Source organism: Oceaniglobus ichthyenteri, from assembly GCF_003057885.1.
GTDB lineage: Bacteria > Pseudomonadota > Alphaproteobacteria > Rhodobacterales > Rhodobacteraceae > Oceaniglobus > Oceaniglobus ichthyenteri.
Genome location: NZ_QAGK01000014.1, coordinates 1 through 20,718 on the forward strand (window position 1 = coordinate 1; position 20,718 = coordinate 20,718).

Genomic DNA, 20,718 nt, shown 5'->3' on the forward strand with positions numbered 1-20,718 from the left:
ACGTGGGAGAGTAGGTCACCGCCAAACCTAGTAAAGAACAACATTATATATACAAATCAAAAAATCAGCCGCCAAGGAATAAAACCCTAGGCGGCTTTTTCGACGTCCAAAAATAACGAGAAATGGCTCATAAAAATAAAGTCATAAAATCCATAAATGCGCCGGGTGACCTGTTGTGTGTTGATGTCTTTCAACGCCCGGATGGCAGTTTTGGATTCGAAGAGTTCCGCCGCGATCCCGAAGATGGGCGGGGATGGTTCCCAATCGGTCATTATTCCGCCCGGATATTCAAAACGGCCGAGGAAGCAGAAACCGCCGCGCAAATGTCGATCGTGTGGTTTGGCCCCTGTGCGCATGGGTAAGGTTTGATGTGCGATAGCGCAGTAAGATACCGCCTTGCACATCCTGCCCGCCTTTGATGAATATCGCACACCCACCAAAGGACACCCAATGACCGATATCGTCTGTATCACCGACGTGCGCAAAACCTATGACAGCGGCTTTGAGGCGTTGAAATCGATCACGTTGACTATCCGTGAGGGCGAGATTTTAGCGCTTCTCGGTCCAAATGGCGCAGGTAAGACCACCCTGATTTCGACGATTTGCGGCATCGCCAACATGACAGCCGGGACAATCACAGTCGGTGGCCATGACACGATCCGCGATTACCGCGCCGCGCGACGTTTGATCGGCCTGGTCCCGCAAGAGATCAATCTTGAACCATTTGAAAAGGTCATCAACACCGTACGGTTTTCGCGCGGCCTGTTCGGTTACCCCAAAGACGAGGCGCATATCGAAAAAGTGCTGCGCCAGCTTTCGCTGTGGGACAAACGCAATAGCCAGATCCGTGAACTGTCAGGCGGCATGAAACGCCGGGTTCTGATTGCCAAGGCATTGTCACATGAACCCCGGGTTCTGTTTCTCGATGAACCCAGCGCCGGTGTCGATGTTGAACTGCGCAAGGACATGTGGAACGTGGTGGCCGGGCTAAAGGCCGATGGTGTGACCATCATCCTTACCACCCACTATATAGAAGAGGCCGAAGCGATCGCTGATCGGATTGCGGTGATTGCCCAAGGTGAAATCCTGCTGGTCGAAGATAAATCGGCGCTGATGAACCGGATGGGACAAAAACAAATGATCATCGAATTGCAAACACCGGTCGAAACGGTGCCACCCGCCCTGTCGGCCTATGATCTGGATCGCGGCCCCGAGGGGACGTTGATCTATTCCTATGACACCCGGGGTGAACGCACTGGCATCACCAAATTGCTGTCCGATCTGTCGGCAGCGGGGTTGGTATTGCGCGACGTTCAAACGCGTCAAAGCAGCCTTGAGGATATATTCGTCGGTCTGGTGCAAAAGGAAACGTCATGAATCTTACCGCCATTCGCGCCATTTACATATTTGAAATGACGCGCACTTTTCGCACCCTGACCCAATCCATCGTGTCGCCGGTTTTGTCTACGTCGCTGTATTTCGTGGTGTTTGGCGCTGCCATCGGCAGCCGGATCGACACCGTTGAGGGGGTCAGTTATGGCGCGTTCATCGTGCCGGGGCTGATCATGTTGTCGGTTCTGGTGCAATCGGTAACAAACGCCGCCTTTGGCATTTATTTCCCGAAATTCATCGGCACGGTGTATGAACTGCTGTCGGCGCCTGCGTCGTTTATCGAACTGACGGCGGGCTATGTGTTGGCGGCGGCCACCAAATCACTGATGATTGGGCTGATTATTTTGGCCACGGCATTTGCCTTTGTCGATATCAGTATTCAGCACCCGTTCTGGATGCTGGCGTTTTTGGTGATGACCTGTTTGTCGTTTTCGCTTTTGGGGTTCATTATCGGCATCTGGGCGGGCAATTTCGAACAATTGCAATTGGTACCACTGCTGATTGTCACGCCTTTGGTGTTTTTGGGCGGATCGTTTTATTCGATCTCGATGTTGCCGCCGGTGTGGCAAACGATCACGCTGTTCAATCCGGTCGTATATCTGGTTTCGGGGTTTCGCTGGTCATTCTTTGGCACGTCGGATGTGGCCGTGGGATACAGCATAGCGGCGATATTTGTGTTTACCTTGGCCTGTCTGGCGATCATTGGGTGGATCTTCAAAACGGGTTATAAACTGCGCAAATGAACAGTTTGCCCCTATCACGCTGACGTCATTCCGGGGTCGAGCCTTGTTGCGGGGGGGCAGACACTCTACATGCCATGGGATGAAACGTTTTATTCCCTTTGTGCCCAAACATCCCGCCGTTTCCGTGATCCGCTTGCAAGGCGTGATTTCCAGCAGTGGGCGGGGCGGGCTGAATGATGCCGGGCTGGCCGGGCTGATCGAAAAGGCATTTGCCAAAGGCAGGCCGCGCGCCGTTGCATTGGTGATCAATTCGCCCGGCGGCAGCCCGGTGCAATCGTCGCTGATCGCGGCACGGATACGCCGGTTGTCGCAAGAGAAAAAACTGCCCGTACACGCCTTTGTCGAAGATGTGGCCGCGTCGGGTGGATATTGGTTGGCCAGTGCGGCCGATTATATCTGGGCCGACGAAACCTCGATCGTGGGGTCAATCGGGGTGATTTCATCGGGCTTCGGGTTGGAGGATTTTATCGAACGCTATGGCATCAAACGCCGGGTTTATACGGCGGGCAATTCCAAATCCATGCTTGATCCGTTTCAGCCCGAAAACCCCGAAGATGTGGCCCGCCTGAAACAGTTGCAAGAGCAGATTCATCAGGCGTTCATTCATCAGATCACCACGCGTCGGGCCGGTAAGATGCCCGAAGGGCGCGATTTGTTCACTGGCGAAATCTGGGCCGGTCAAGGCGCGCAAGAGGTGGGTTTGATCGATGGTATTGCCCATCTGGTGCCGAAAATGAAAGACCTGTTTGGTGACAAGGTGCGGTTCAACGTGTTCAGTCAGAAACGCCCATTCCTGGCCCGGTTCGGTATGTCGCTGGGGGATGCCGCCTTGGCCACATTGGAGGACCGCGCCGCATTCGCGCGGTTTGGGCTGTAGCCGATGATAAAAATAGTCAGCCTGTTTCTGATCGGCATGGTGGTTCTAGCCATGTTTGGAAAGCTGCGGTTCCCGGGGCAAAAGCGTCTGCAATCCTTGAAATGCCGACGGTGTGGCAAATATCGGATTGGCAAAGGCCCATGCAGTTGTGGCGCCGACAAAGGCTGAATTGGGCCACCGAGACATTGCCGCAGCGTAAGTTGTGCACTTTCCCTGATCGTTCGGCATGCGCAGCGCAGATTGTGCAATCAAATCAGTTGATTGCATGTGGTGAAATAAAAAACCCTTTTTTATTAATGAGTTGCAAAGGTGCCTAAAAAATGGGCAAGCTGATGAAACCCCGCGAAACTAACGAAAAAACGCGGATGCCCAGAACTTATCAGCAGAGTTATCCACAGGTTTGGTGGGTATGTTCGCCCTTGCCTCTGCATCCCAACCATTGCAGCCACCCGCAAGAATCACGATGGTGTACAAATGACCGACTCTGACGCGCGCCCCACCGGCCACGCCTGCATTCAATCCTATCTCAGAACGCTCGACAATTCGCCCGGCGTGTACCGGATGCTGGATGCACGGGGCGCGGTTTTATATGTGGGCAAGGCGCGGTCCTTGCGTAAACGGGTCAGCAATTATGCCAACCCGAACGGCCATTCGCCGCGCATTGACCGGATGATCCGCGACACGGCCAGCATGATGTTTCTGACGACCCGCACAGAAACCGAGGCGCTGCTGCTTGAGCAAAACCTGATCAAGCAGTTAAAGCCGAAATACAACGTCTTGCTGCGCGATGATAAATCCTTTCCCAACATTTTGGTGACTGGCGATCATGCCTATCCGCAGATCAAGAAACACCGCGGTGCGAAAAAGGAAAAAGGCAGCTATTATGGCCCCTTTGCCAGTGCGGGTGCGGTGAACCGAACCTTGACGCAATTGCAACGGGTGTTTTTGCTGCGCAATTGTTCGGATTCGATGTTTGAATCGCGCACCCGGCCCTGTTTGCAATATCAGATCAAACGCTGTGCCGCGCCCTGTGTCGGCAAAGTATCAGAGGCCGATTATGGCACCCTTGTGAAAGACGCCGAACGGTTCCTGCAGGGTAAATCCACCAATGTGCAGGCCGAACTGGCCCGCGATATGGAGGCCGCAAGCGAAAATATGGAGTTTGAGCGCGCCGCCGCCCTGCGCGACCGGATCCGCGCCCTGACACAGGTACAGGCCGGTCAGGGCATAAACCCCCAGGGTGTGGCCGAGGCCGACGTGATCGCGCTGCATATGGACAGTGGCCAGGCTTGCGTGCAGGTGTTTTTCATTCGCGCCAATCAAAACTGGGGCAATCACGATTATTATCCGCGCACAGGTGCGGGCGCTGGCCCGTCCGAGGTTATGCGCGGCTTTGTCGGCCAATTCTACGCCGACCGTGAACCGCCGCCTTTGGTTTTGTTGTCGGATGCCATCGAAGACGATGATCTGATGAGCGAAGCGTTAAGCAGCAAGCGCGGCACAAAAGTGGAAATCGCCGTCCCTCTGCGCGGCGAAAAACAGGAACTGGTCGCCGGTGCCCTGCGCAACGCCCGCGAAAGTCTGGCGCGCAAAATGGCCGAAAGCGCCACCCAGACCCGGCTGTTGAAAGGGCTGGCCGAGGCGTTCGATCTGCCCGCGCCGCCAAAACGGATCGAGGTTTACGACAACAGCCACATTTCAGGCACAAACGCCGTGGGCGGCATGATCGTGGCCGGGCCAGAGGGATTCATCAAAAATCAATACCGCAAGTTCAATATCAAGAATGCAACCCTAAGCCCGGGCGATGATTTCGGCATGATGAAAGAGGTGATGACCCGCCGCTTTGCCCGCCTGATCAAGGAGGATCCCGATCGCAAATCGGGCACTTGGCCCGATCTGTTGTTGATTGATGGCGGCGCCGGACAGGTCAGCGCGGTGCGCGAAATCATGACCGACATGGGCGTGGGCGATATTGCCATGGTCGGCGTGGCCAAAGGCGTTGATCGCGACGCCGGCAAAGAGGAGTTTTACCGCACCGGAAAACCGGTCATGGCGCTGCGCCATAATGATCCGGTGTTGTATTTCATCCAACGGATGCGCGATGAGGTGCACCGTTTCGCGATTGGCGCGCACCGTGCCAAACGGGCCAAAGCGGTGGGCGCAACACCGTTGGATGATCTGCCCGGCGTGGGCGCGGCGCGCAAACGCGCATTGCTGACCCATTTTGGCAGTGCCAAAGCGGTGGCGCGGGCCGATCTGAAGGATTTGAAAGCGGTGGATGGAATTTCAGACAATTTGGCTGAAAAGATCTATGCCTATTTCCACGAAAAAGGTTAAGCGAATATTGCCTCGCCCCGGGCCAGGCGCAGGGCCAGTTCCTGAATCAGGATCACGGTTTTACCATCTCTGATCCGGCCCTCGCGCACCATGTTCAGGGCCTCTTCCAGAGGCATGTGTACCACGGCGATATCTTCGCCCTCTTCGGGCAATCCACCGCCTTTGCCCACCTTGTCGGCGGCCGTGAATTGCGCCAGAAACAACGATTGATAGGCCGAAATCGAACCGGGGCTCATGTAGTAATTTCCCACATGGTATAATGTCCCCACCTGATACCCGGTTTCCTCTTCCAATTCGGCGCGAATCCGGGTTTGGGCATCGACACCGTCCAGATGCCCGGCGGGGGCTTCGATCATCATGCCGTCATCACCGGCATAGGCCACGGCAACACGAAACTGTCGGGTCAGAACAACAGTGTCGGTTTCGCGATCATAGGGCAGACAGCACGCCCCATGGCCCCGTTCAAACACCTCGCGATCAGTTTGTTGCCATGTTCCATCACGCCGACGCAGGGCGAATTCCTGGCGCGACAATGTGGTAAATCCATCCGATAATACGACGCGTGAGATGGGGCGATAATCGGGATTGTTCATGAAGGATTTTTGTTGCGATAATGATGAAAAGTCAAGGTTGCCGACAGCTGGACGCATCTGCACCTTTCCACCCCGCGATCAAAGGTCTATCTCTGGCGCCATGACATGGACGATCCCAAATATCCTGACGGTGCTCCGTCTGTTGGCCGCACCGGGTGTTGCGATCATGTTTTTGTATTTCACCCGCCCCTGGGCAGATTGGTTTGCCTTGATCCTGTTTGTCACGGCGTCGGTGACGGATTGGCTGGATGGCTATCTGGCCCGCGCCTGGAAACAGGAAAGCAAGTTCGGCGCCATGCTTGACCCCATCGCAGACAAGGCGATGGTGGTGATCGCGCTGCTGGTGATCACCGGATTTTCGGGAATGAACCCGTGGATATTGCTGCCTGCGACAGTCATCCTGTTTCGCGAGGTGTTCGTGTCGGGCTTGCGTGAATTTCTGGGAAATACCGCAGGATTGCTGAAGGTCACGAAACTGGCCAAATGGAAAACGACAGCGCAAATGGTGGCGCTGTCCATTCTGTTTGCGCAAGGCATGTTTGAACATTTCTTTGCCATGCAAACCATCGGGATGGATCCTGTCATTATCGACAATATCCTTTCGGGCAATGAGGAAGATGCCTTGGGCCTGTGGTGGAAATATCAGGGGATGGTCGGAACATGGTGGGGTGGGGTGGTCTGCCTTTGGGTCGCTGCGGTGCTTACATTGATGACCGGATGGGAGTATTTTCGCAAATCGCTCCCGTATCTGAGGGATGAGGTGCAACCATGATTGATGTTGTTTATTTCGCTTGGGTGCGCGAACGGATCGGCCTGCCGCGCGAACAGATCAAAACCGACGCCGCAACCGTTGCCGATCTGGTGGCCGAACTTTGCACGCGCGAGGAACGCTATGCCGCCGCCTTCGCCGATATCACAGCGCTGCGCGTCGCGGTCGATCAGGAACTGGCCGATTTTGAAACACCCCTTGCCGGGGTGCGTGAGGTGGCATTTTTTCCGCCGATGACGGGGGGGTAATCGTGGCCGTTCAGTTGCAGACCACTGCGTTTGATCCGGGCACCGTTCTGACGGATTTTACCGCCGCACAAGAGAACGCGGGCGCAGTGGTGAGTTTCACTGGAATAGTGCGCAACACCGATGCAGGTGATTTGCAGGCGATGGAAATAGAACATTATCCGGCAATGACCAAAACTGCCATCGCGGCGATGATCGACACTGCCAAATCCCGTTGGGCATTGGCCGATGCACAGGTGATTCACCGGCACGGGAGATTGGTGCCGGGCGAGGTGATCATGATGGTCACCACCGCCGCCCGTCACCGGGCCGACGCCTTTGCGGGGGCTGAATTTCTTATGGATTACCTGAAATCCCGCGCGCCGTTCTGGAAAAAGGAAATCACCTCAAACGGGGCCGCATGGGTTGAGGCGCGCGATGTCGATGAACAAGCCCTGGCGCGCTGGTAGCAGGGTCTGACCAAAAGGAATGCCTTGCAGGCATGCACGAACTTTTGTTTGCCGCCTGACTGCAGACAAAGCGCCAATATCATGCAATGCCCTTTGGTTTTTTCTTGCTGAAAATATCCCCGCCGGAGGCAGTGACATTTGCCACGGGTACAGGGATCACGTGCCTTGGTTCATCCGTTCGATATATCCGCGCAGCTCTTCGGCCTCGTGGCGGGCATCGCGCAGCCCGTCCATGGCGGCGCGCAGTTCCGCCTCGGTTTGGGCCAGTTGATTTTTCAACTCGGCCTCGCGGGCATGAACATAGCTGATCGCCTCGTCGCGGGCTTCTTCCGCCTCGTGCAGCGATTGGGCCATTTTATCCAGTTCGCCAATTTCGCTTTGCGAAACCCGGGTCAGGCGATGCACCAGCCAGCTGGCGAACCATCCCAAAGAGAAAGCAACGAACAGAATAATCGCTGTCACGATGATGAATTCAGTTCTGTTCATTTTCGCTCCCGTCGCCGCCTGTGATCACTTCGCCCGTCGGTCCTGTTTCGGTGGGGGCGGTGGGCTCTTCTTCTTGTACAATCAGTTTGAATTCAATCCTTCGATTGGCTTCGCGCCCTTCTTCGGTTTCATTTGTGGCGATGGGGCGTTCTTCGCCATACCCGATGGCATTCAGGTTAGCGGTGGCCACCCGGCGCGCGGCCAAAGCGTTCAAGACAGCCTCGGCGCGGGATTGCGACAATTGCTGGTTCATTGATTCGCGGCCCTGGCTATCGGTATAGCCGCCGATTTCCATCTGCACATCATCGCAGGTGCGCAGCAATTCGGCGATTTTAGCGACGGTCTCAAGGGCATCTGCATCGATATCGGTAGAGCCGGGCGCGAAGGTGATCTTGCGCGCGTCCAAGGTCTGATTGATCTGTGCCACGCATTCTTCCGGGCTGGGCAGGCCAAGGACCGGATCCAGCTTTTTATCATAGCGGATATCGAGGGTGAAGTTTTCCGCGCTTCCCAGTTGATTTGACAGGATGCCGGATATTTCGGCGCGGGCGTCGGGGTTGCCGGTGGTGCCGCGCACATCGACCACTTGTGGTTGTACCACCACGGTGCCGGTGTTCAGCATGGCCAGCGAATCAAGCGCGCCCAGAACCCGGGGCAGCCAGCCATCGGGCAGGGTGTCATCGGTACGGGTGGCATCGACCACTTCGTTGATGCCGAACCGGGCGCGGGCAAAGCTGGTCACAGCACTGCGCGCCCGGTCGTTGGCGATGCGCCCGCGCAGTTGCACCTGCCCTTGGGGGCCTTTGGTTGCGACAAATTCGGGCGGGCCTGCGCCCTCTCCGGTGCCATCAATGACCACTGATTCGGGAAGGACCGAAAACAGCGAAAAGCCCAGCGGCAGCGCGCCTTCCAATTCGCCGACTTCGCGGTCGAAATCGGATTGTGCGGTTGTATCCTGTGCGACAAGGGTGATGTCGGCATCCGACAGCGTCACCGACCCGCCCCCCAGATCGGCCAGGGCCTGAATACTGGCCACGGCGGCGCGGGGCCATTCGGGGCTGGGTACACCCAGACCAATGGTGCAGCTGGCATCGCCGTCCAATCCGGCGGCTTTGGCAGCGGCGAGGATTTTCTCGCGGCCCTCGGCGCTGGCGGCGGAACAGGCATCGAACCGCGCGCCATCGGCATCGATCAAGAACCGCAAAGTGAAGGGGGTGATCACCGGGCGCGGCGCGGCGATGGTCATTTCCAAGCGTAAACCGTCAGGCGCGGCGCGGTTGATATCGTTTTCCAGCCTGCGTTTTGCATCGCGGCTGTCGGAAATGGCATCAATCACCACTTCATCGGCGGCGATTGACAGTTTCGACCGGGGCAGACGGGCCAGGGTTTCCAGGCCAAAATCCAGCGCGTCGTCCCAACCGGGAGGCGGCGGAAAATCAGCCGTTTCCAACAGATCACTGATCGCCCCGGCCTTTGGGATCTTTCTTAAACGCTCCAACAATTCGGCACGGTCGGTGGTGGCCGGGACCAACCCGATCAGCGATATTCCATCGCCATTGCGCAGGATTTCCATGGAAAATCGGGGCGCTTCGATTACGGCGGCGGCGGCGACTTCCATTTCGTCGATCACCCGGGCCGCATCGACGATGTCATTGGCCACGGTCAGCGCGCGAAACCGGGTTGCCTCGTCCGGGGCGGTGCCCTCAAGGCGCAGTTGCAGCCCGTCAGATGAGACACTGACCCAATTGTGCCCCTGATCGCGCATGGCGGTGGTGATTGCCGCAACCGACCGATCCTCGATCTGTGTCACCGCGAAAGTGGCAGAGAACACGGCGATGATGGCCGCCAGACCGAATGCGAAAACCGCAGGGATAAAAGAGGGTGCGCGCATCCGGGCCTCGTTGGGTCAGCTTATTTATGTTCGGTCTGTTTAATGCGCCGCGCCGCAAGGGGCAATCACACCACGACCGCGATGGCGAGAAACAGCGCAGCCAATAGCCCGGCGTCGCGATTGCTGCGAAACAGGGCCAGACAGATGGTGGTATCATCCGTTTTCAACTGGCCCAATTGCCATACCATGTGCCACCCCATTGCCCAAGGCGCGCCCAGTGCCACAATCAGGGTCAGCACGCTGACCCGGTCATTGATCAACGCCGCCATGATTGCCAGCGCCATCAACGTGACCGTGGCCACCAGAAACCGCCGCAGCCAGATATGCGAGCGATCCCCAAACAGCAGGGCTGTGGATTTCACCCCGATCAGGGCATCGTCTTCCTTATCCTGATGGGCATAGATCGTGTCGTAAAACAGGGTCCAGGCGATCCCGGCCAGATACAACAACAGCGCGGGAAACATCACCGCCCCGGTATGGGCGGTGAACGCCAACAGCGCGCCCCAGTTGAACGCCAGGCCCAAAAATACCTGCGGCCACCAGGTGAACCGTTTGGCAAAGGGATAAATGGCAACCAGGCCCAATGACCCGATGCCCAGCAGAATCGCCGCCGTGTTGAATGTCAGCAGAATACCAAAGGCGATCAGCGATTGCGCGATCAGCCAGATCAGGGCGGCACGCACGCTGACCTGCCCAGAGGGAATCGGGCGCGATCGGGTGCGTTCAACCGATCCGTCGATATTGCGGTCGGTGATATCATTCCAGGTACAGCCCGCGCCGCGCATCAAGAACGCGCCAAGGGCACAGCCCACTCCGATCCACAGATCATAAAGCGTCGCGCGCCCGGTCATCGCCATGGCCAACAACAGCCCCCACCAGCATGGCAGCAGCAACAGCCAGGTGCCAATCGGGCGATCCGCCCGCGACAGGCGCAGATAGGGGCGTGTGGGGGCCGGGGCCAGGCGATCAACCCAGTTTCCCTTTACGGCATCGGCCACTTGGCCATCTGGTATCCCGGGCGTGTCGGACATATGATGTTTCCCATGGCAGCGAATATCCGACTTTACCTAGACCAAGAGTATGCCCCGGGGCAATCCTGCGCGCTGACGCAGGCGCAATCCCATTACCTGTTCGGGGTGATGCGGTTGGATGTTAATGCGGCTGTGACGGTGTTTAATGGCCGCGATGGCGCATGGTTGGCGCAAGTGGCCAAGGCGGACCGTCGCAAGGGGGTGCTGACCCTGATTGAACAAAGTGCGCCCCTGATCACCCCGCCGGATCTGTGGCTTTTGTTCGCCCCAATCAAAAAGGCGCGCACCGATTTCATCGTCGAAAAGGCGGCCGAACTGGGCGCGGCGCGGATCATGCCGGTGCAGACCGATTTCACCAATGCCGAACGGGTGCGCCAGGACCGGCTTCAGGCCCATGCGATTGAGGCGGCGGAACAATGCGGCGCGACCTTCGTGCCGCCGGTTGATGATCTGGTGCGACTTGACCGGGTGTTGGCCGATTGGCCGAAGGATCGGCATCTGATGTTTTGCGATGAAACGCGTCTTGGCGCGGCGACATCCCTGGCCGGTGCACCCCGTGGCCCCTGGGCGGTGCTGATCGGGCCCGAGGGCGGATTTTCACCGGCGGAACACGCCCGTTTGTCTGCACACCCGATGGCGCATCCCGTTTCCCTTGGCCCGCGCATATTGCGCGCCGATACGGCGGCGGTGGCGGCGTTAACCTTGTGGCAATCGGCTTTGGGGGATTGGGCATGAGCCTGATACGCCCCGAATTGCGCGCCGCGCTCTGGCCTTGGCGCGAGGCTTTGTTGGGCGGTGCAATCACCCTTTGGGCGCTGTATTGGATCATCTCCAGTCCTGGCTTGCTGCGCTGGATCGGCGTGGCGCTGTTGATCGGTGGCGCGGCATTGGCGATGCAAGGCATCCAAAGGGCGCGTTTCCCCAGCGATGGCGATGGCCCGGGGGTGGTTGAGGTGGATGAACGTCAGATCACCTATTTCGGCCCCGGCCCCGGCGGCGGCGCGGCGATCAGCATTGATGCCCTGGTGCGGGTAGAGTTTGCCACCCGGCCCACCCGCCAATGGCTGTTTCACAGTGACGGCTCCGCGCCCCTGAGCGTGCCCAGCGATGCCGCCGGGGCCGACGCGCTGTTTGATGCGCTGTCGGCGCTGCCCGGGTTTGACACCCAATCGGCAATCCGGGCGGCACGCAGCAATGCGCCCGCTGTCACGCCCGTTTGGCAGCGCGATCGCCTGCGCCTGCATTGACAAGGGGCGCAATTCCTTCCAACCCTCACCCCAAACAGTATTCCGTTGTGAAAGGCCAATCCATGTCAATTCCCCAGTCCGGCGGCGGCCCCATCGAGCGGCACGAACAATTGGCCGAATACATGGCGCAAGGCTGCAAACCCAAATCCGATTGGCGCATCGGCACCGAACATGAAAAATTCGGGTACTGCGAAGATTCGCACAAGCCGCTCCCGTATGAAGGCGCGCGCAGCATCGAGGCGGTGCTGTCGGGCCTGCGTGATCGGTTCGGGTGGTTGCCGGTGCTGGAAAAGGGCAAACTGCTGGGCCTTGAAAAAGACGGCGCCAACATCAGCCTGGAACCGGGCGGGCAGTTGGAATTGTCGGGCGCACCGCTGGAAAACATCCACCAGACCTGTGACGAGGTGAACGGCCATCTTGCCGAGGTGAAATCGGTGGCCGATGAAATCGGCGTGCGGTTTATCGGGCTGGGCGCGGCACCGGAATGGAGCCACGAGGACATGCCGCTGATGCCCAAGGGGCGCTATCGGTTGATGAACAGCTATATGGACAAGGTCGGCACCGCCGGCACCCAGATGATGCGCCGCACCTGCACGGTGCAGGTGAACCTCGATTTTTCATCCGAGGCCGACATGGTGCAGAAAATGCGCGTCGCCGTGGCGCTGCAACCGATTGCCACCGCCCTGTTTGCCAATTCGCCGTTTTTTGAGGGGCAGGTGAACGGCCATAAATCCTGGCGCTCGCGGGTCTGGCGGCATCTGGACGATGCACGCACCGGCATGATTCCGTTCATCTTTGACGAAGGGTTCGGGTTTGAATCCTGGGTGCAATATGCGTTGGATGTGCCAATGTATTTCGTCTATCGCGATGGTGAATATATCGATGCGCTGGGCCAATCGTTCCGCGATTTCCTGAAGGGCGAATTGCCCGCCCTGCCCGGTGAAACCCCCACATTGTCCGATTGGGCCGATCACCTGACCACGCTGTTCCCCGAGGCGCGGGTTAAGCAATATATCGAAATGCGCGGTGCCGATGGCGGCCCGTGGCGGCGGTTGTGTGCCCTGCCGGCGTTTTGGGTCGGGCTGACCTATGATCAAAGCGCGCTGGATGCAGCCTGGGACATGGCCAAAGGATGGGATGCCGAAACCCGCGAAGCACTGCGCGTGGCGGCCTCGGTCGATGGGTTACAGGCCAAGGTCGGCAATATCTCCATGCATGACCTGGCCCGCGAAGCGGTGTCGATTGCCCAATCCGGGCTAAAGGCCCGCGCCTGTCCCGGTGCCGGTGGGCTGATTCCCGACGAAACCCATTTCCTGAACGCCCTGCACGAAAGCGTGGAAACCGGCCGCACCCCCGCCGATGAATTGCTGTCGGATTACCACGGCAAATGGAACGGCGATCTGTCGCGGATTTATGACGATTACAGTTATTGATCGGTGCGTGGGGGAGCGAGGCGATTGTCGGCGACGGTCGCCTTGCTGATTAGGATATTGAGATCTTTTCAGAATTTCGCTGCGATTACAGCAATATCCGGTTCGGCGAGCCTTCTAAAAAAACGGTTATTTTTGGGAAGGTATGTGCGGTCATAGGTTTAATCCGATTTGAATCCATCAGCGATTCACCATAACCATGAAGTCTTCGAAGGCGCTTCGAGAGCCCATCAATCCAAATCGTCCGATCTCGACGCCGTATCCGTTTAGCACCGTGAGATCTGTTCCGCTTGAGAAAGCAGCCCAGAATACTCCCGCTTGGACTGGGTCTTGCGGCATGTCGAAGGCGTAGTTGTTTTGATCGATATCTGCGTCGACAAAAAGGCTAAAGGGCTGATCTGTGCCATGCCCAAAGCGCAGCTCAATCCTGCTTGTAACACCGGAAAGTAAGCGGTCCGAATAGATAATTTCTACAAAAGTATGAGAGCGATGCGGGTAATGAACGATGCGAAGTAGAGGACTCATCTCGCGGCTTTCAAGAGCGATAAATGGCCTGTTAATATTAGTATTTTGAAACACGCCTACTAACCAGTCTTGGAATGTCCAAGTTTCCAATGCCAACAAATGCGAAATCGATCCGGCTTGCCTCTCGTAATCACGGATGTTGATGGAGTGAAGTTCCAGCTCTTCCGGCGTGAAAATATACATCTCTGCTGGAGGAGTGCGAAGCATACGCGATATCAAATAGGTTGGAGTGTTGAACTTGACCAACTCCTCGTAGATTTCACCGATTGCAGTCTGAGTGAGTGATGGATCGTTCACGCCAGAGACTTGGTGTACGCCCAATAATCCGTCTGCTACGCGTTCTCGGCCAGATAGGAAAATGAACGAGCATGCAGAATGACATTCGTCGCTAATCGGAACTGAGGTGTCGAGCTGGGATACACTGATGGCACGCGCAATGTCGAGCGCGGGGAAGACACTCCCTCCCGGACTGTTCAAGCTAACAGTTTCCAGATCGGGATTGACTTGGAGCTTTCGTAGAAAGTCGTCAGCCACAGTTTGGCTTATTGGTCCGTCAATACGGATTTCTGTGCCTACTACGCTGACAACTTCTCCCGTGGCTTGCTGGGCGTCGACAGGCAAGGGATGAACGAGGAAGGTGGCGAGCACTACAAAACGCATATAATCTCTTACTTTCAAGGTCCGCACGCGCGGTGGTTTGATTGTGGCCAACCAATCTTGCAGCCCAGACTACTCCGCCAATAAACACCTGCAAAGTGGTCATTTCGGCCCATTCAACAAGCCCTCGCTTTTGGAACGTGCGTAAATCAGCCAGTTTTCCGCCGCCACAAACCCCATTCAAATCCAAAGTTTTTGTTATAGGTTTTTGGTTCTACTCACGACAACGGGCATTCGTGCGCTTCTCAAATCACACCCCTATGGCCGTCCATCCGTCTCGTCTAATTCGGGGTGCTGGACCGTCGAAAACCCATCGTCGTAAACCGATACCGCCTGAACGCAGGGTTGCGCGCCGAAGCCTTCGCAATTGCCGCCGTGCCGTCCGATCAAGAGCAATGGTGCGCCGTTGAATTCGGTCAGCCGCCATAATCCGCCTGACAGGCTGGCCGAACGTTCGCCGTTTACCACCAGATGCAGGATGCTGCCGCCGGTGCCGTGCCATAAGGAATAGTTCAGCGAACACAGGATGTGGTTGAAATCAACGATTGTGTCGTTCTTTTCGCCCTCACCGTCCAAATCCACAGCGGTGAGTGCGCCGGGTTCGATCAGGAGGTCGGGCGTGGGCGCGGTGGGATCGCCGCTTTGCACATCGGCGATACACTCGGCGCGTGCGGTTTCTAATATGCGGTCAACCAAAGGTGTCTCTTGCGCTTGGGCAAGACCCGGCAGCAGGGCGAGGAATGCCAATACCTTCATGATTTATCTCCGATGCGCGGTTCGGTGCCGCTGCGCAGCCGGGCGATATTGGCCCGGTGGCGCAGGAAAATCAGCGCGGCAAGTGCGATCAGCAACAGCGACAGTTCCCCATATCCCAGCGCCCAGGCCACCACAGGCGACAGCGCCGCCGCCACCAACGCGGCAAGCGAGGATATGCGAAACACCGCCGCCACAACCGCCCATGTGGCACAGGCGGCCAGCCCGACAGGAAAGGCCAAGGCCAGCACCGTGCCCAGAAACGTCGCCACGCCCTTGCCACCCTTGAACCCCAGATAGATCGGGTAACAATGGCCCAGAAACGCGGCAAACCCGGCGACTTGCGCGGCGGTATCGCCCGCCAGATACCGCGCCAACAAAACCGCAATCGCGCCTTTGCCCGAATCCAGAACAAGGGTCAGGAACGCCGCCGGTTTGTTGCCAGTGCGCAAAACGTTCGTCGCGCCGATGTTGCCCGACCCGACCTTGCGCAAATCGCCCAGGCCAAACAGCCGCGCCATCACCATGCCAAACGGCACAGCGCCCAAAAGATAGGCCAGAATCGCCGTGATCGCCAATGTCAGCATGGGGTCAGTCTCCGAATACGCGGGCGCCGGCCACCCAGGTGCCCAACACCTTGCCCTCCATCCGCTGACCGTCAAAGGGGGTGTTTTTGGATTTCGACAACAGGGTGAACCGATCCAGCACAAACGGCGCGTCCGGATCAAACAGCACCAGATCGGCGGGCGCACCGGGTGACAGCCGCCCCTGGGGCAGGCCCAGACGGCGCGCCGGGTTCAACGACAAAGCCCGCCACAGGGTCGGCAGATCAATCTGCCCGGCATGGACCAGACGCATCGCCGCGGGCAGCAGGGTTTGCAGCGCCACCGCCCCGCTTGCCGCCTCTTCATAGGGCAGGCGTTTGGATTCCTCATCTTGGGGGGTATGCATGGAACATAGAATGTCGATCAGCCCGCTGGCCAGGGCTTCGACCATGGCCATACGGTCATCCTCGGCGCGCAGGGGCGGTTTGATTTTGAAAAACGTGCGGTAATCGCCCACGTCGAGTTCATTCAATGTCAGGTGGTGAATGCCGATGCCTGCCGTCACATCCAGCCCATTGCGTTTGGCCCGTGCAAGCGCGGGCAGGGCGCGGGCCGATGTGATCTGATCGGCGTGATAGCGCGCGCCGGTCATTTCGACCACGGCCATGTCGCGATCCAACGCCATACGCTCGGCCATGGGCGATACGGCCGGCAATCCCCGCAGCGAGGCGAATTTGCCCGATGTCACACAGGCCCCGGCGCTGAGCCCCGGATCTTGGGGGTGGGCGATGACCAGGGCATCCAGCGATTTGGCATAGGTCAGGCAGCGGGAAAATACCTTGGTGTTGGCAACCACACGGTCGCAATCGGTAAAGGCCACGGCGCCGGCGTCTTTCAAAAACCCGATCTCGGTCATTTCGCGCCCCTCGCGGCCCTTGGTCAGGGCGGCCATGGGCAACACGCGCACGGCACTGTCGGCATTGGCGCGGCGGTGGACGAATTCCAACACTTCGGGGGTGTCGATGGCGGGGGATGTATCGGGGCGGGTGACCATGGTGGTTACCCCGCCCGCCGCCGCCGCACGCCCGGCACTGCGAAACGATTCCTTGTGCCGCTCGCCGGGCTCGGACACTTTTACGCCAATGTCGATGATACCGGGGGCCAGACATTTGCCGCCGCAATCCACGGTATGTTCGGCCGGGCCATCGGCGGTGATCATACCGTCGGCCACCCGCAGCGTGCCCAGACGTTCGGTGCCGGTTTCCGGATCAATCAACCGGGCGTTGGTAAACAGGGTGCTCATACTTCGCCCTTTCGGATGCGGCGGATCAAATCCACGACCTCGCGACTGTTTTCAATAAATTCAAACCCGATCTTGTGGGTGATGCTGCCGTTTTTGGTCATCTGGCGGTTTTCAGTGAAATACACCGAATCCGGCGGGCCCTGAACGTATTCAAATACCGGGGATTGCGCGATATCATGCGCGGCCAGCTTGCGCTGGCCCAAGGTTGCCGTGGCGATATAGGCGCGTTTGTTGGTCAGGGTGTAAAACGTGCCGCGCCGCACATAGGCATCCCAGATGAACCGCCCAAACACCATATACAGCCCGATCAACAGAAACGGCACGCCAAACAACGGAAAAACCATGCCGACAAAGCCGGTATCATTGCCGATAAACGCCGCTGCCGCGATCCAGAACAGGGCAAAGCCCGCAAAGAACAATCCAAACAGGGATTGGCCCAACCCGCCGGTCAGCCGCACCTGTGGGTCGGGCGCGCCCTGCCACAGGATGGTTTCGCCCGGGTCAAGAATATCCTCCCAACCGGGGGGCGTGGGCGATGTCACGATTGGCCCGTCAACATCAATACGATCAGGCCCAACAGCGCCGCCGCCAGCACCGCGATCAACAAGGTGCGGCGCGAGGCGCGGTGGCCGATTTCATCGCCCGCCCCTTGGCCGCCGTCGTTCAACGTGCCTTTGGCGCTGGTGCTGGTCAGCGGTGTCAGGTGCGGGGGCGGCGCGCCCTGTTCGGAAAAGGCCGCAATCAGCGTGCATCCGTCCTTTAGCGCAAGGGTGCGTGCCGCCCCCCCAAAGGCGCGGCTGCGCACGATGGCAACCTCACCGCTGAGCGCGTTGAGCCGGGCGCGCTCCGGCCCAAGGGTTTCGGGCGCGATGCCGTGCCCGTCCCCGAGCAGCGCGGTCAGACCCATTTCGCCCAACTGGGCGGGATTGACGATTTGCACATGTTCGGCGTCCAATTCGGCCACGCCCAATGCTTTTGCCAAAGGGGCAAGGGTTTCGCCGTGGTTTACCTCCATCGCCAGTTTGTAGGGCAGGGCGAACAGGCGCACGATGCCATGTTCATTGGCGGGAATGGTGATTGGTCCGGTCATTTTACACCCCAGTTCAAACGTTTTGCCACGGTTTCGGAATCGTTCAGCGGTTCAACCATCCAGCGCGCCCTGGTGGCGCTGTATATAATCAACTTGCCTGGTCTGGGTATGACTTTGGCCACATCATCGCGCCCCAGGGTCGCGCCCCGGCGCAGGATCAACCGTTGATCGGTCAGGCACCAATCATCGCCTTTGCGCAGGTAAAGGTTATAGCCAAGGTAAGCGACGAAAAATATCGCCAGAAAAATTCCCAGATCGGCCAGGTCAAACCTGTTTTGATAGATCAGAAGCAAGCTATAGCTGGCACCGGCAACCGCCCCAATGACCAAGGTTTCAAACAGTCGTTGTTTGGGCGATGGGCGACCTTTGGCGATTACGGTTTCCCCATCGCTCAGAACAGGTGGCCAGGGGGCGGTCATACCATCACCCCTTGCGGTGCGGCGGCGCGGTTGCGCGCCAACAGATCCATCGCCGCCATGCGCACGGCAACCCCCATTTCCACCTGTTCCTGAATGACGGATCGGTTGATGTCATCGGCCAGGGTGCCGTCAATCTCGACCCCCCGGTTCATCGGGCCGGGATGCATGACGATGGCGTCGTCTTTCGCATGGCTCAGCTTTTCACCGTCCAGACCAAAGCGGTGGTAATATTCGCGCTCGGACGGGATGAACCCACCGTCCATCCGTTCCTTTTGCAGGCGCAGCATCATCACCACATCGACCCCCGCCAATCCGGCGCGCATGTCGTCAAACACCTCAACCCCCCAATCGCGCACGTCGGCGGGTATCAATGTTGGCGGGCCGATCAGACGGATTCGGTTCTCCATTTTGCCCAGCAGCAGAATGTTTGACCGCGCCACCCGCGAATGGGCGATGTCGCCGCAAATCGCCACGCTTAACCGGTGCAACCGCCCCTTGGCCCGGCGAATGGTCAACGCATCCAGCAACGCCTGGGTGGGGTGTTCGTGCCGCCCGTCGCCGGCATTCAACACGGCGCAATTCACCTTGTCCGCCAACAGGTTCACCGCCCCCGAATGGGGGTGGCGCACCACCAAAAGATCGGGGTGCATGGCGTTGATCGTCATCGCCGTGTCGATCAGGGTTTCACCCTTTTTGATGCTGGAGGCCTGCATCGCCATGTTCATCACATCGGCGCCCAACCGTTTTCCGGCCAATTCGAAACTGGCCTGGGTGCGGGTGGAGTTTTCGAAAAACATGTTCACCTGGGTCAGACCGGCCAAGGCATCGCTGTGCTTTTGCGGGGCGCGGTTCAGGGCGACATATTGATCGGCCAGATCCAGAAGGGTGGTAATTTCCATCGGATGCAGCGGTTCAATGCCCAGCAGGTGTCGGTGGCGAAATGTCATGCGCGCTGCCCTCTCGTTCGGCCTTGGATTACCTGAAGGGGTGGTTGCGGGTCAAGCGGGGGCAGGCGCGCCCGCATGACCCAGGCTATTTTGCACTGCGGCCAAGTGGTGCGTGGGCATTTGTTTTCTCAGGGTTTATGATCAGGGTATGGAATCGCGCCTTGATCAGATGGATTTTGACACGTTGACCGCGCTTTTGGCGTGGCAGGTTGAATTGGGCGCCGATGAACCGATCGGTGATCTGCCGGTTGATCGCTATGAATTGCCCGACGCTGCCGTTCCCATGGCGGCCGTCGCCCCCCCGCCAAAACCCGGCCCGGCCAAGGCCGGGGCGCGCCCGCCCTTGCCGCCGCCGATGGAAAAGGCCGATCCTGTCGCGCTGGCCCATACGGCGCTGAGCGGCGTGCGCGATCTTGCCGGATTGCGCGCGGCGATGGCCGGGTTTGAGGGCTGTGAATTGAAACGCGGCGCACGCAACACCGTGTTTGCCGATGGGCTGGCAGGCGCGCGCGTCATGGTGATTGGCGAAGCGCCGGGGCGCGAAGAGGACAGTGTTGGCAAGCCCTTTGTCGGCCGCGCCGGACAGTTGTTGGACAGGATGTTCGCGGCCATCGGTCTGGGGCGTGAAAATACCGGGGCGGACGGGCTGTATATCACCAATATCATGCCCTGGCGCCCCCCTGAAAACCGCGATCCCAACCCCGAAGAAATCGCCACGATGATGCCGTTTGTGCAGCGCCACGTGGAATTGGCCGCGCCCGAGGTGTTGGTTCTGATGGGCAACATCAGCTGTTATGCGCTGTTGGGCCGTAAGGGCGTGACCCGTTTGCGCGGCCAGTGGGCCGAGGCGCTGAACCTGCCGGTCTTGCCGATGTTCCACCCCGCCTATCTGTTGCGCAATCCCGGGGCCAAACGCGATGCGTGGCACGATCTGCTGATGCTTCAGGCGCGGTTGCGGGGCGGGGGGCGATAGGAAAATTTAGTGTCTG

24 protein-coding genes are annotated in these 20,718 nt (G+C 58.5%); 11 read left to right on the forward strand and 13 right to left on the reverse strand.

The window, feature by feature from the left end:
• Positions 1–86: 86 nt before the first annotated feature.
• Entirely contained in the window at positions 87–404 is a 318-nt protein-coding gene (locus C8265_RS19555) for a hypothetical protein (RefSeq protein WP_164512365.1), read from the reverse strand.
• Between the two features lie 46 nt (positions 405–450).
• Between C8265_RS19555 and C8265_RS16660 the strand changes: the two genes are divergently transcribed.
• The 4 genes from C8265_RS16660 (at position 451) to uvrC (ending at position 5,349) form a co-directional block, all read left to right on the forward strand.
• Positions 451–1,377 carry an ABC transporter ATP-binding protein gene (locus C8265_RS16660; RefSeq protein ID WP_108485228.1) on the forward strand — a complete coding sequence of 309 codons (927 nt, stop codon included), beginning with the start codon at positions 451–453 and terminating at the stop codon, positions 1,375–1,377.
• Positions 1,374–2,135, forward strand: a complete 762-nt coding sequence (locus tag C8265_RS16665; RefSeq protein WP_108485167.1) for an ABC transporter permease — start codon at positions 1,374–1,376, stop codon at positions 2,133–2,135. The genes C8265_RS16660 and C8265_RS16665 overlap by 4 nt, the downstream gene beginning before the upstream one ends.
• Positions 2,136–2,214: 79 nt before the next feature.
• Positions 2,215–3,012: a S49 family peptidase gene (locus C8265_RS16670; RefSeq protein WP_108485168.1), complete on the forward strand. Its 798-nt coding sequence runs from the start codon at positions 2,215–2,217 to the stop codon at positions 3,010–3,012.
• A 474-nt stretch (positions 3,013–3,486) separates the two neighbouring features.
• Positions 3,487–5,349: an excinuclease ABC subunit UvrC gene (gene uvrC, locus C8265_RS16675; protein WP_108485169.1), complete on the forward strand. Its 1,863-nt coding sequence runs from the start codon at positions 3,487–3,489 to the stop codon at positions 5,347–5,349.
• On the opposite strand, the gene C8265_RS16680 is transcribed toward uvrC, so the two are convergent.
• Positions 5,346–5,942, reverse strand: a complete 597-nt coding sequence (locus C8265_RS16680; RefSeq protein WP_108485229.1) for an NUDIX domain-containing protein — start codon at positions 5,940–5,942, stop codon at positions 5,346–5,348. The two genes, uvrC and C8265_RS16680, sit on opposite strands and share 4 nt — an antisense overlap.
• A gap of 100 nt (positions 5,943–6,042) precedes the next feature.
• Between C8265_RS16680 and pgsA the strand changes: the two genes are divergently transcribed.
• Genes pgsA through C8265_RS16695 form a run of 3 tightly spaced genes read left to right on the forward strand, consistent with a single transcriptional unit; the run spans position 6,043 to position 7,405 of the window.
• Positions 6,043–6,714, forward strand: coding sequence for a CDP-diacylglycerol--glycerol-3-phosphate 3-phosphatidyltransferase (gene pgsA, locus C8265_RS16685; protein ID WP_108485170.1), 672 nt, complete (start codon positions 6,043–6,045; stop codon positions 6,712–6,714).
• Positions 6,714–6,959, forward strand: a complete 246-nt coding sequence (moaD, locus tag C8265_RS16690; RefSeq protein ID WP_108485230.1) for a molybdopterin converting factor subunit 1 — start codon at positions 6,714–6,716, stop codon at positions 6,957–6,959. The genes pgsA and moaD overlap by 1 nt, the downstream gene beginning before the upstream one ends.
• Positions 6,960–6,961: 2 nt before the next feature.
• Positions 6,962–7,405, forward strand: a complete 444-nt coding sequence (locus C8265_RS16695; RefSeq protein WP_108485171.1) for a molybdenum cofactor biosynthesis protein MoaE — start codon at positions 6,962–6,964, stop codon at positions 7,403–7,405.
• Positions 7,406–7,561: 156 nt separating this feature from the next.
• Here the strand turns inward: C8265_RS16695 and C8265_RS16700 are convergent, their stop codons facing one another.
• The 3 genes from C8265_RS16700 to ubiA all read right to left on the reverse strand — a co-directional run bounded on the left by C8265_RS16700 (position 7,562) and on the right by ubiA (position 10,813).
• On the reverse strand, positions 7,562–7,891 hold the full coding sequence (locus C8265_RS16700; protein WP_108485172.1) for a hypothetical protein: 330 nt from the start codon (positions 7,889–7,891) through the stop codon (positions 7,562–7,564).
• Positions 7,878–9,782, reverse strand: a complete 1,905-nt coding sequence (locus C8265_RS16705) for an OmpA family protein (protein WP_108485173.1) — start codon at positions 9,780–9,782, stop codon at positions 7,878–7,880. Before C8265_RS16705 ends, C8265_RS16700 begins: the two co-directional genes overlap by 14 nt.
• A 65-nt stretch (positions 9,783–9,847) precedes the next feature.
• The gene (gene ubiA, locus C8265_RS16710) at positions 9,848–10,813 is read right to left on the reverse strand and encodes a 4-hydroxybenzoate octaprenyltransferase (RefSeq protein WP_108485174.1); all 966 of its coding nucleotides are present in this window, start codon (positions 10,811–10,813) and stop codon (positions 9,848–9,850) included.
• A gap of 12 nt (positions 10,814–10,825) precedes the next feature.
• Between ubiA and C8265_RS16715 the strand changes: the two genes are divergently transcribed.
• The 3 genes from C8265_RS16715 (at position 10,826) to C8265_RS16725 (ending at position 13,493) form a co-directional block, all read left to right on the forward strand.
• Positions 10,826–11,548, forward strand: a complete 723-nt coding sequence (locus C8265_RS16715; RefSeq protein WP_108485231.1) for a 16S rRNA (uracil(1498)-N(3))-methyltransferase — start codon at positions 10,826–10,828, stop codon at positions 11,546–11,548.
• On the forward strand, positions 11,545–12,060 hold the full coding sequence (locus C8265_RS16720) for a hypothetical protein (RefSeq protein ID WP_108485175.1): 516 nt from the start codon (positions 11,545–11,547) through the stop codon (positions 12,058–12,060). Before C8265_RS16715 ends, C8265_RS16720 begins: the two co-directional genes overlap by 4 nt.
• A 62-nt stretch (positions 12,061–12,122) precedes the next feature.
• On the forward strand, positions 12,123–13,493 hold the full coding sequence (locus tag C8265_RS16725) for a glutamate--cysteine ligase (RefSeq protein ID WP_108485176.1): 1,371 nt from the start codon (positions 12,123–12,125) through the stop codon (positions 13,491–13,493).
• Between the two features lie 177 nt (positions 13,494–13,670).
• Here C8265_RS16725 and C8265_RS16730 read toward each other — a convergent pair whose 3' ends face one another.
• The 8 genes from C8265_RS16730 to C8265_RS16765 form a co-directional block, all read right to left on the reverse strand.
• Positions 13,671–14,675, reverse strand: a complete 1,005-nt coding sequence (locus C8265_RS16730; RefSeq protein WP_108485177.1) for a COG3904 family protein — start codon at positions 14,673–14,675, stop codon at positions 13,671–13,673.
• Positions 14,676–14,930: 255 nt separating this feature from the next.
• A complete protein-coding gene (locus C8265_RS16735; RefSeq protein WP_108485178.1) occupies positions 14,931–15,428 on the reverse strand; it encodes a hypothetical protein in 498 nt (165 codons plus the stop codon).
• Positions 15,425–16,012 (reverse strand): glycerol-3-phosphate 1-O-acyltransferase PlsY, encoded by a 588-nt coding sequence (gene plsY / locus C8265_RS16740; RefSeq protein ID WP_108485179.1) that lies wholly within the window; start codon positions 16,010–16,012, stop codon positions 15,425–15,427. Before plsY ends, C8265_RS16735 begins: the two co-directional genes overlap by 4 nt.
• Positions 16,013–16,016: 4 nt before the next feature.
• Complete coding sequence (gene pyrC, locus C8265_RS16745) at positions 16,017–17,273, reverse strand: dihydroorotase (protein ID WP_108485180.1); 1,257 nt, start codon at positions 17,271–17,273, stop codon at positions 16,017–16,019.
• On the reverse strand, positions 17,270–17,815 hold the full coding sequence (locus C8265_RS16750; RefSeq protein ID WP_108485181.1) for an aspartate carbamoyltransferase catalytic subunit: 546 nt from the start codon (positions 17,813–17,815) through the stop codon (positions 17,270–17,272). Before C8265_RS16750 ends, pyrC begins: the two co-directional genes overlap by 4 nt.
• Entirely contained in the window at positions 17,812–18,363 is a 552-nt protein-coding gene (locus tag C8265_RS16755; protein ID WP_108485182.1) for a hypothetical protein, read from the reverse strand. The genes C8265_RS16750 and C8265_RS16755 overlap by 4 nt, the downstream gene beginning before the upstream one ends.
• On the reverse strand, positions 18,360–18,782 hold the full coding sequence (locus C8265_RS16760; RefSeq protein ID WP_108485183.1) for a hypothetical protein: 423 nt from the start codon (positions 18,780–18,782) through the stop codon (positions 18,360–18,362). The genes C8265_RS16755 and C8265_RS16760 overlap by 4 nt, the downstream gene beginning before the upstream one ends.
• Positions 18,779–19,729, reverse strand: a complete 951-nt coding sequence (locus C8265_RS16765; RefSeq protein WP_108485184.1) for an aspartate carbamoyltransferase catalytic subunit — start codon at positions 19,727–19,729, stop codon at positions 18,779–18,781. The genes C8265_RS16760 and C8265_RS16765 overlap by 4 nt, the downstream gene beginning before the upstream one ends.
• A 148-nt stretch (positions 19,730–19,877) precedes the next feature.
• On the opposite strand from C8265_RS16765, the gene C8265_RS16770 reads away from it, so the two are divergent.
• Positions 19,878–20,702, forward strand: a complete 825-nt coding sequence (locus tag C8265_RS16770) for a uracil-DNA glycosylase (protein ID WP_108485232.1) — start codon at positions 19,878–19,880, stop codon at positions 20,700–20,702.
• Positions 20,703–20,718: the final 16 nt, after the last annotated feature.

Bases quoted from the DNA above. Each gene is read 5' to 3' on its own strand.
- C8265_RS16755 (WP_108485182.1), bottom strand. From the start codon at position 18,363: ATGACCGGACCAATCACCATTCCCGCCAATGAACATGGCATCGTGCGC.
- pyrC (WP_108485180.1), bottom strand. From the start codon at position 17,273: ATGAGCACCCTGTTTACCAACGCCCGGTTGATTGATCCGGAAACCGGC.
- C8265_RS16680 (WP_108485229.1), bottom strand. From the start codon at position 5,942: ATGAACAATCCCGATTATCGCCCCATCTCACGCGTCGTATTATCGGAT.
- ubiA (WP_108485174.1), bottom strand. From the start codon at position 10,813: ATGTCCGACACGCCCGGGATACCAGATGGCCAAGTGGCCGATGCCGTA.
- C8265_RS16770 (WP_108485232.1), top strand. From the start codon at position 19,878: ATGGAATCGCGCCTTGATCAGATGGATTTTGACACGTTGACCGCGCTT.
- C8265_RS16725 (WP_108485176.1), top strand. From the start codon at position 12,123: ATGTCAATTCCCCAGTCCGGCGGCGGCCCCATCGAGCGGCACGAACAA.
- C8265_RS16715 (WP_108485231.1), top strand. From the start codon at position 10,826: ATGGCAGCGAATATCCGACTTTACCTAGACCAAGAGTATGCCCCGGGG.
- C8265_RS16730 (WP_108485177.1), bottom strand. From the start codon at position 14,675: ATGCGTTTTGTAGTGCTCGCCACCTTCCTCGTTCATCCCTTGCCTGTC.
- C8265_RS16670 (WP_108485168.1), top strand. From the start codon at position 2,215: ATGAAACGTTTTATTCCCTTTGTGCCCAAACATCCCGCCGTTTCCGTG.
- uvrC (WP_108485169.1), top strand. From the start codon at position 3,487: ATGACCGACTCTGACGCGCGCCCCACCGGCCACGCCTGCATTCAATCC.
- C8265_RS16700 (WP_108485172.1), bottom strand. From the start codon at position 7,891: ATGAACAGAACTGAATTCATCATCGTGACAGCGATTATTCTGTTCGTT.
- C8265_RS16735 (WP_108485178.1), bottom strand. From the start codon at position 15,428: ATGAAGGTATTGGCATTCCTCGCCCTGCTGCCGGGTCTTGCCCAAGCG.
- C8265_RS16720 (WP_108485175.1), top strand. From the start codon at position 11,545: ATGAGCCTGATACGCCCCGAATTGCGCGCCGCGCTCTGGCCTTGGCGC.
- C8265_RS16660 (WP_108485228.1), top strand. From the start codon at position 451: ATGACCGATATCGTCTGTATCACCGACGTGCGCAAAACCTATGACAGC.
- C8265_RS16765 (WP_108485184.1), bottom strand. From the start codon at position 19,729: ATGACATTTCGCCACCGACACCTGCTGGGCATTGAACCGCTGCATCCG.
- C8265_RS19555 (WP_164512365.1), bottom strand. From the start codon at position 404: ATGTGCAAGGCGGTATCTTACTGCGCTATCGCACATCAAACCTTACCC.
- C8265_RS16705 (WP_108485173.1), bottom strand. From the start codon at position 9,782: ATGCGCGCACCCTCTTTTATCCCTGCGGTTTTCGCATTCGGTCTGGCG.
- pgsA (WP_108485170.1), top strand. From the start codon at position 6,043: ATGACATGGACGATCCCAAATATCCTGACGGTGCTCCGTCTGTTGGCC.
- C8265_RS16665 (WP_108485167.1), top strand. From the start codon at position 1,374: ATGAATCTTACCGCCATTCGCGCCATTTACATATTTGAAATGACGCGC.
- C8265_RS16760 (WP_108485183.1), bottom strand. From the start codon at position 18,782: ATGACCGCCCCCTGGCCACCTGTTCTGAGCGATGGGGAAACCGTAATC.
- plsY (WP_108485179.1), bottom strand. From the start codon at position 16,012: ATGCTGACATTGGCGATCACGGCGATTCTGGCCTATCTTTTGGGCGCT.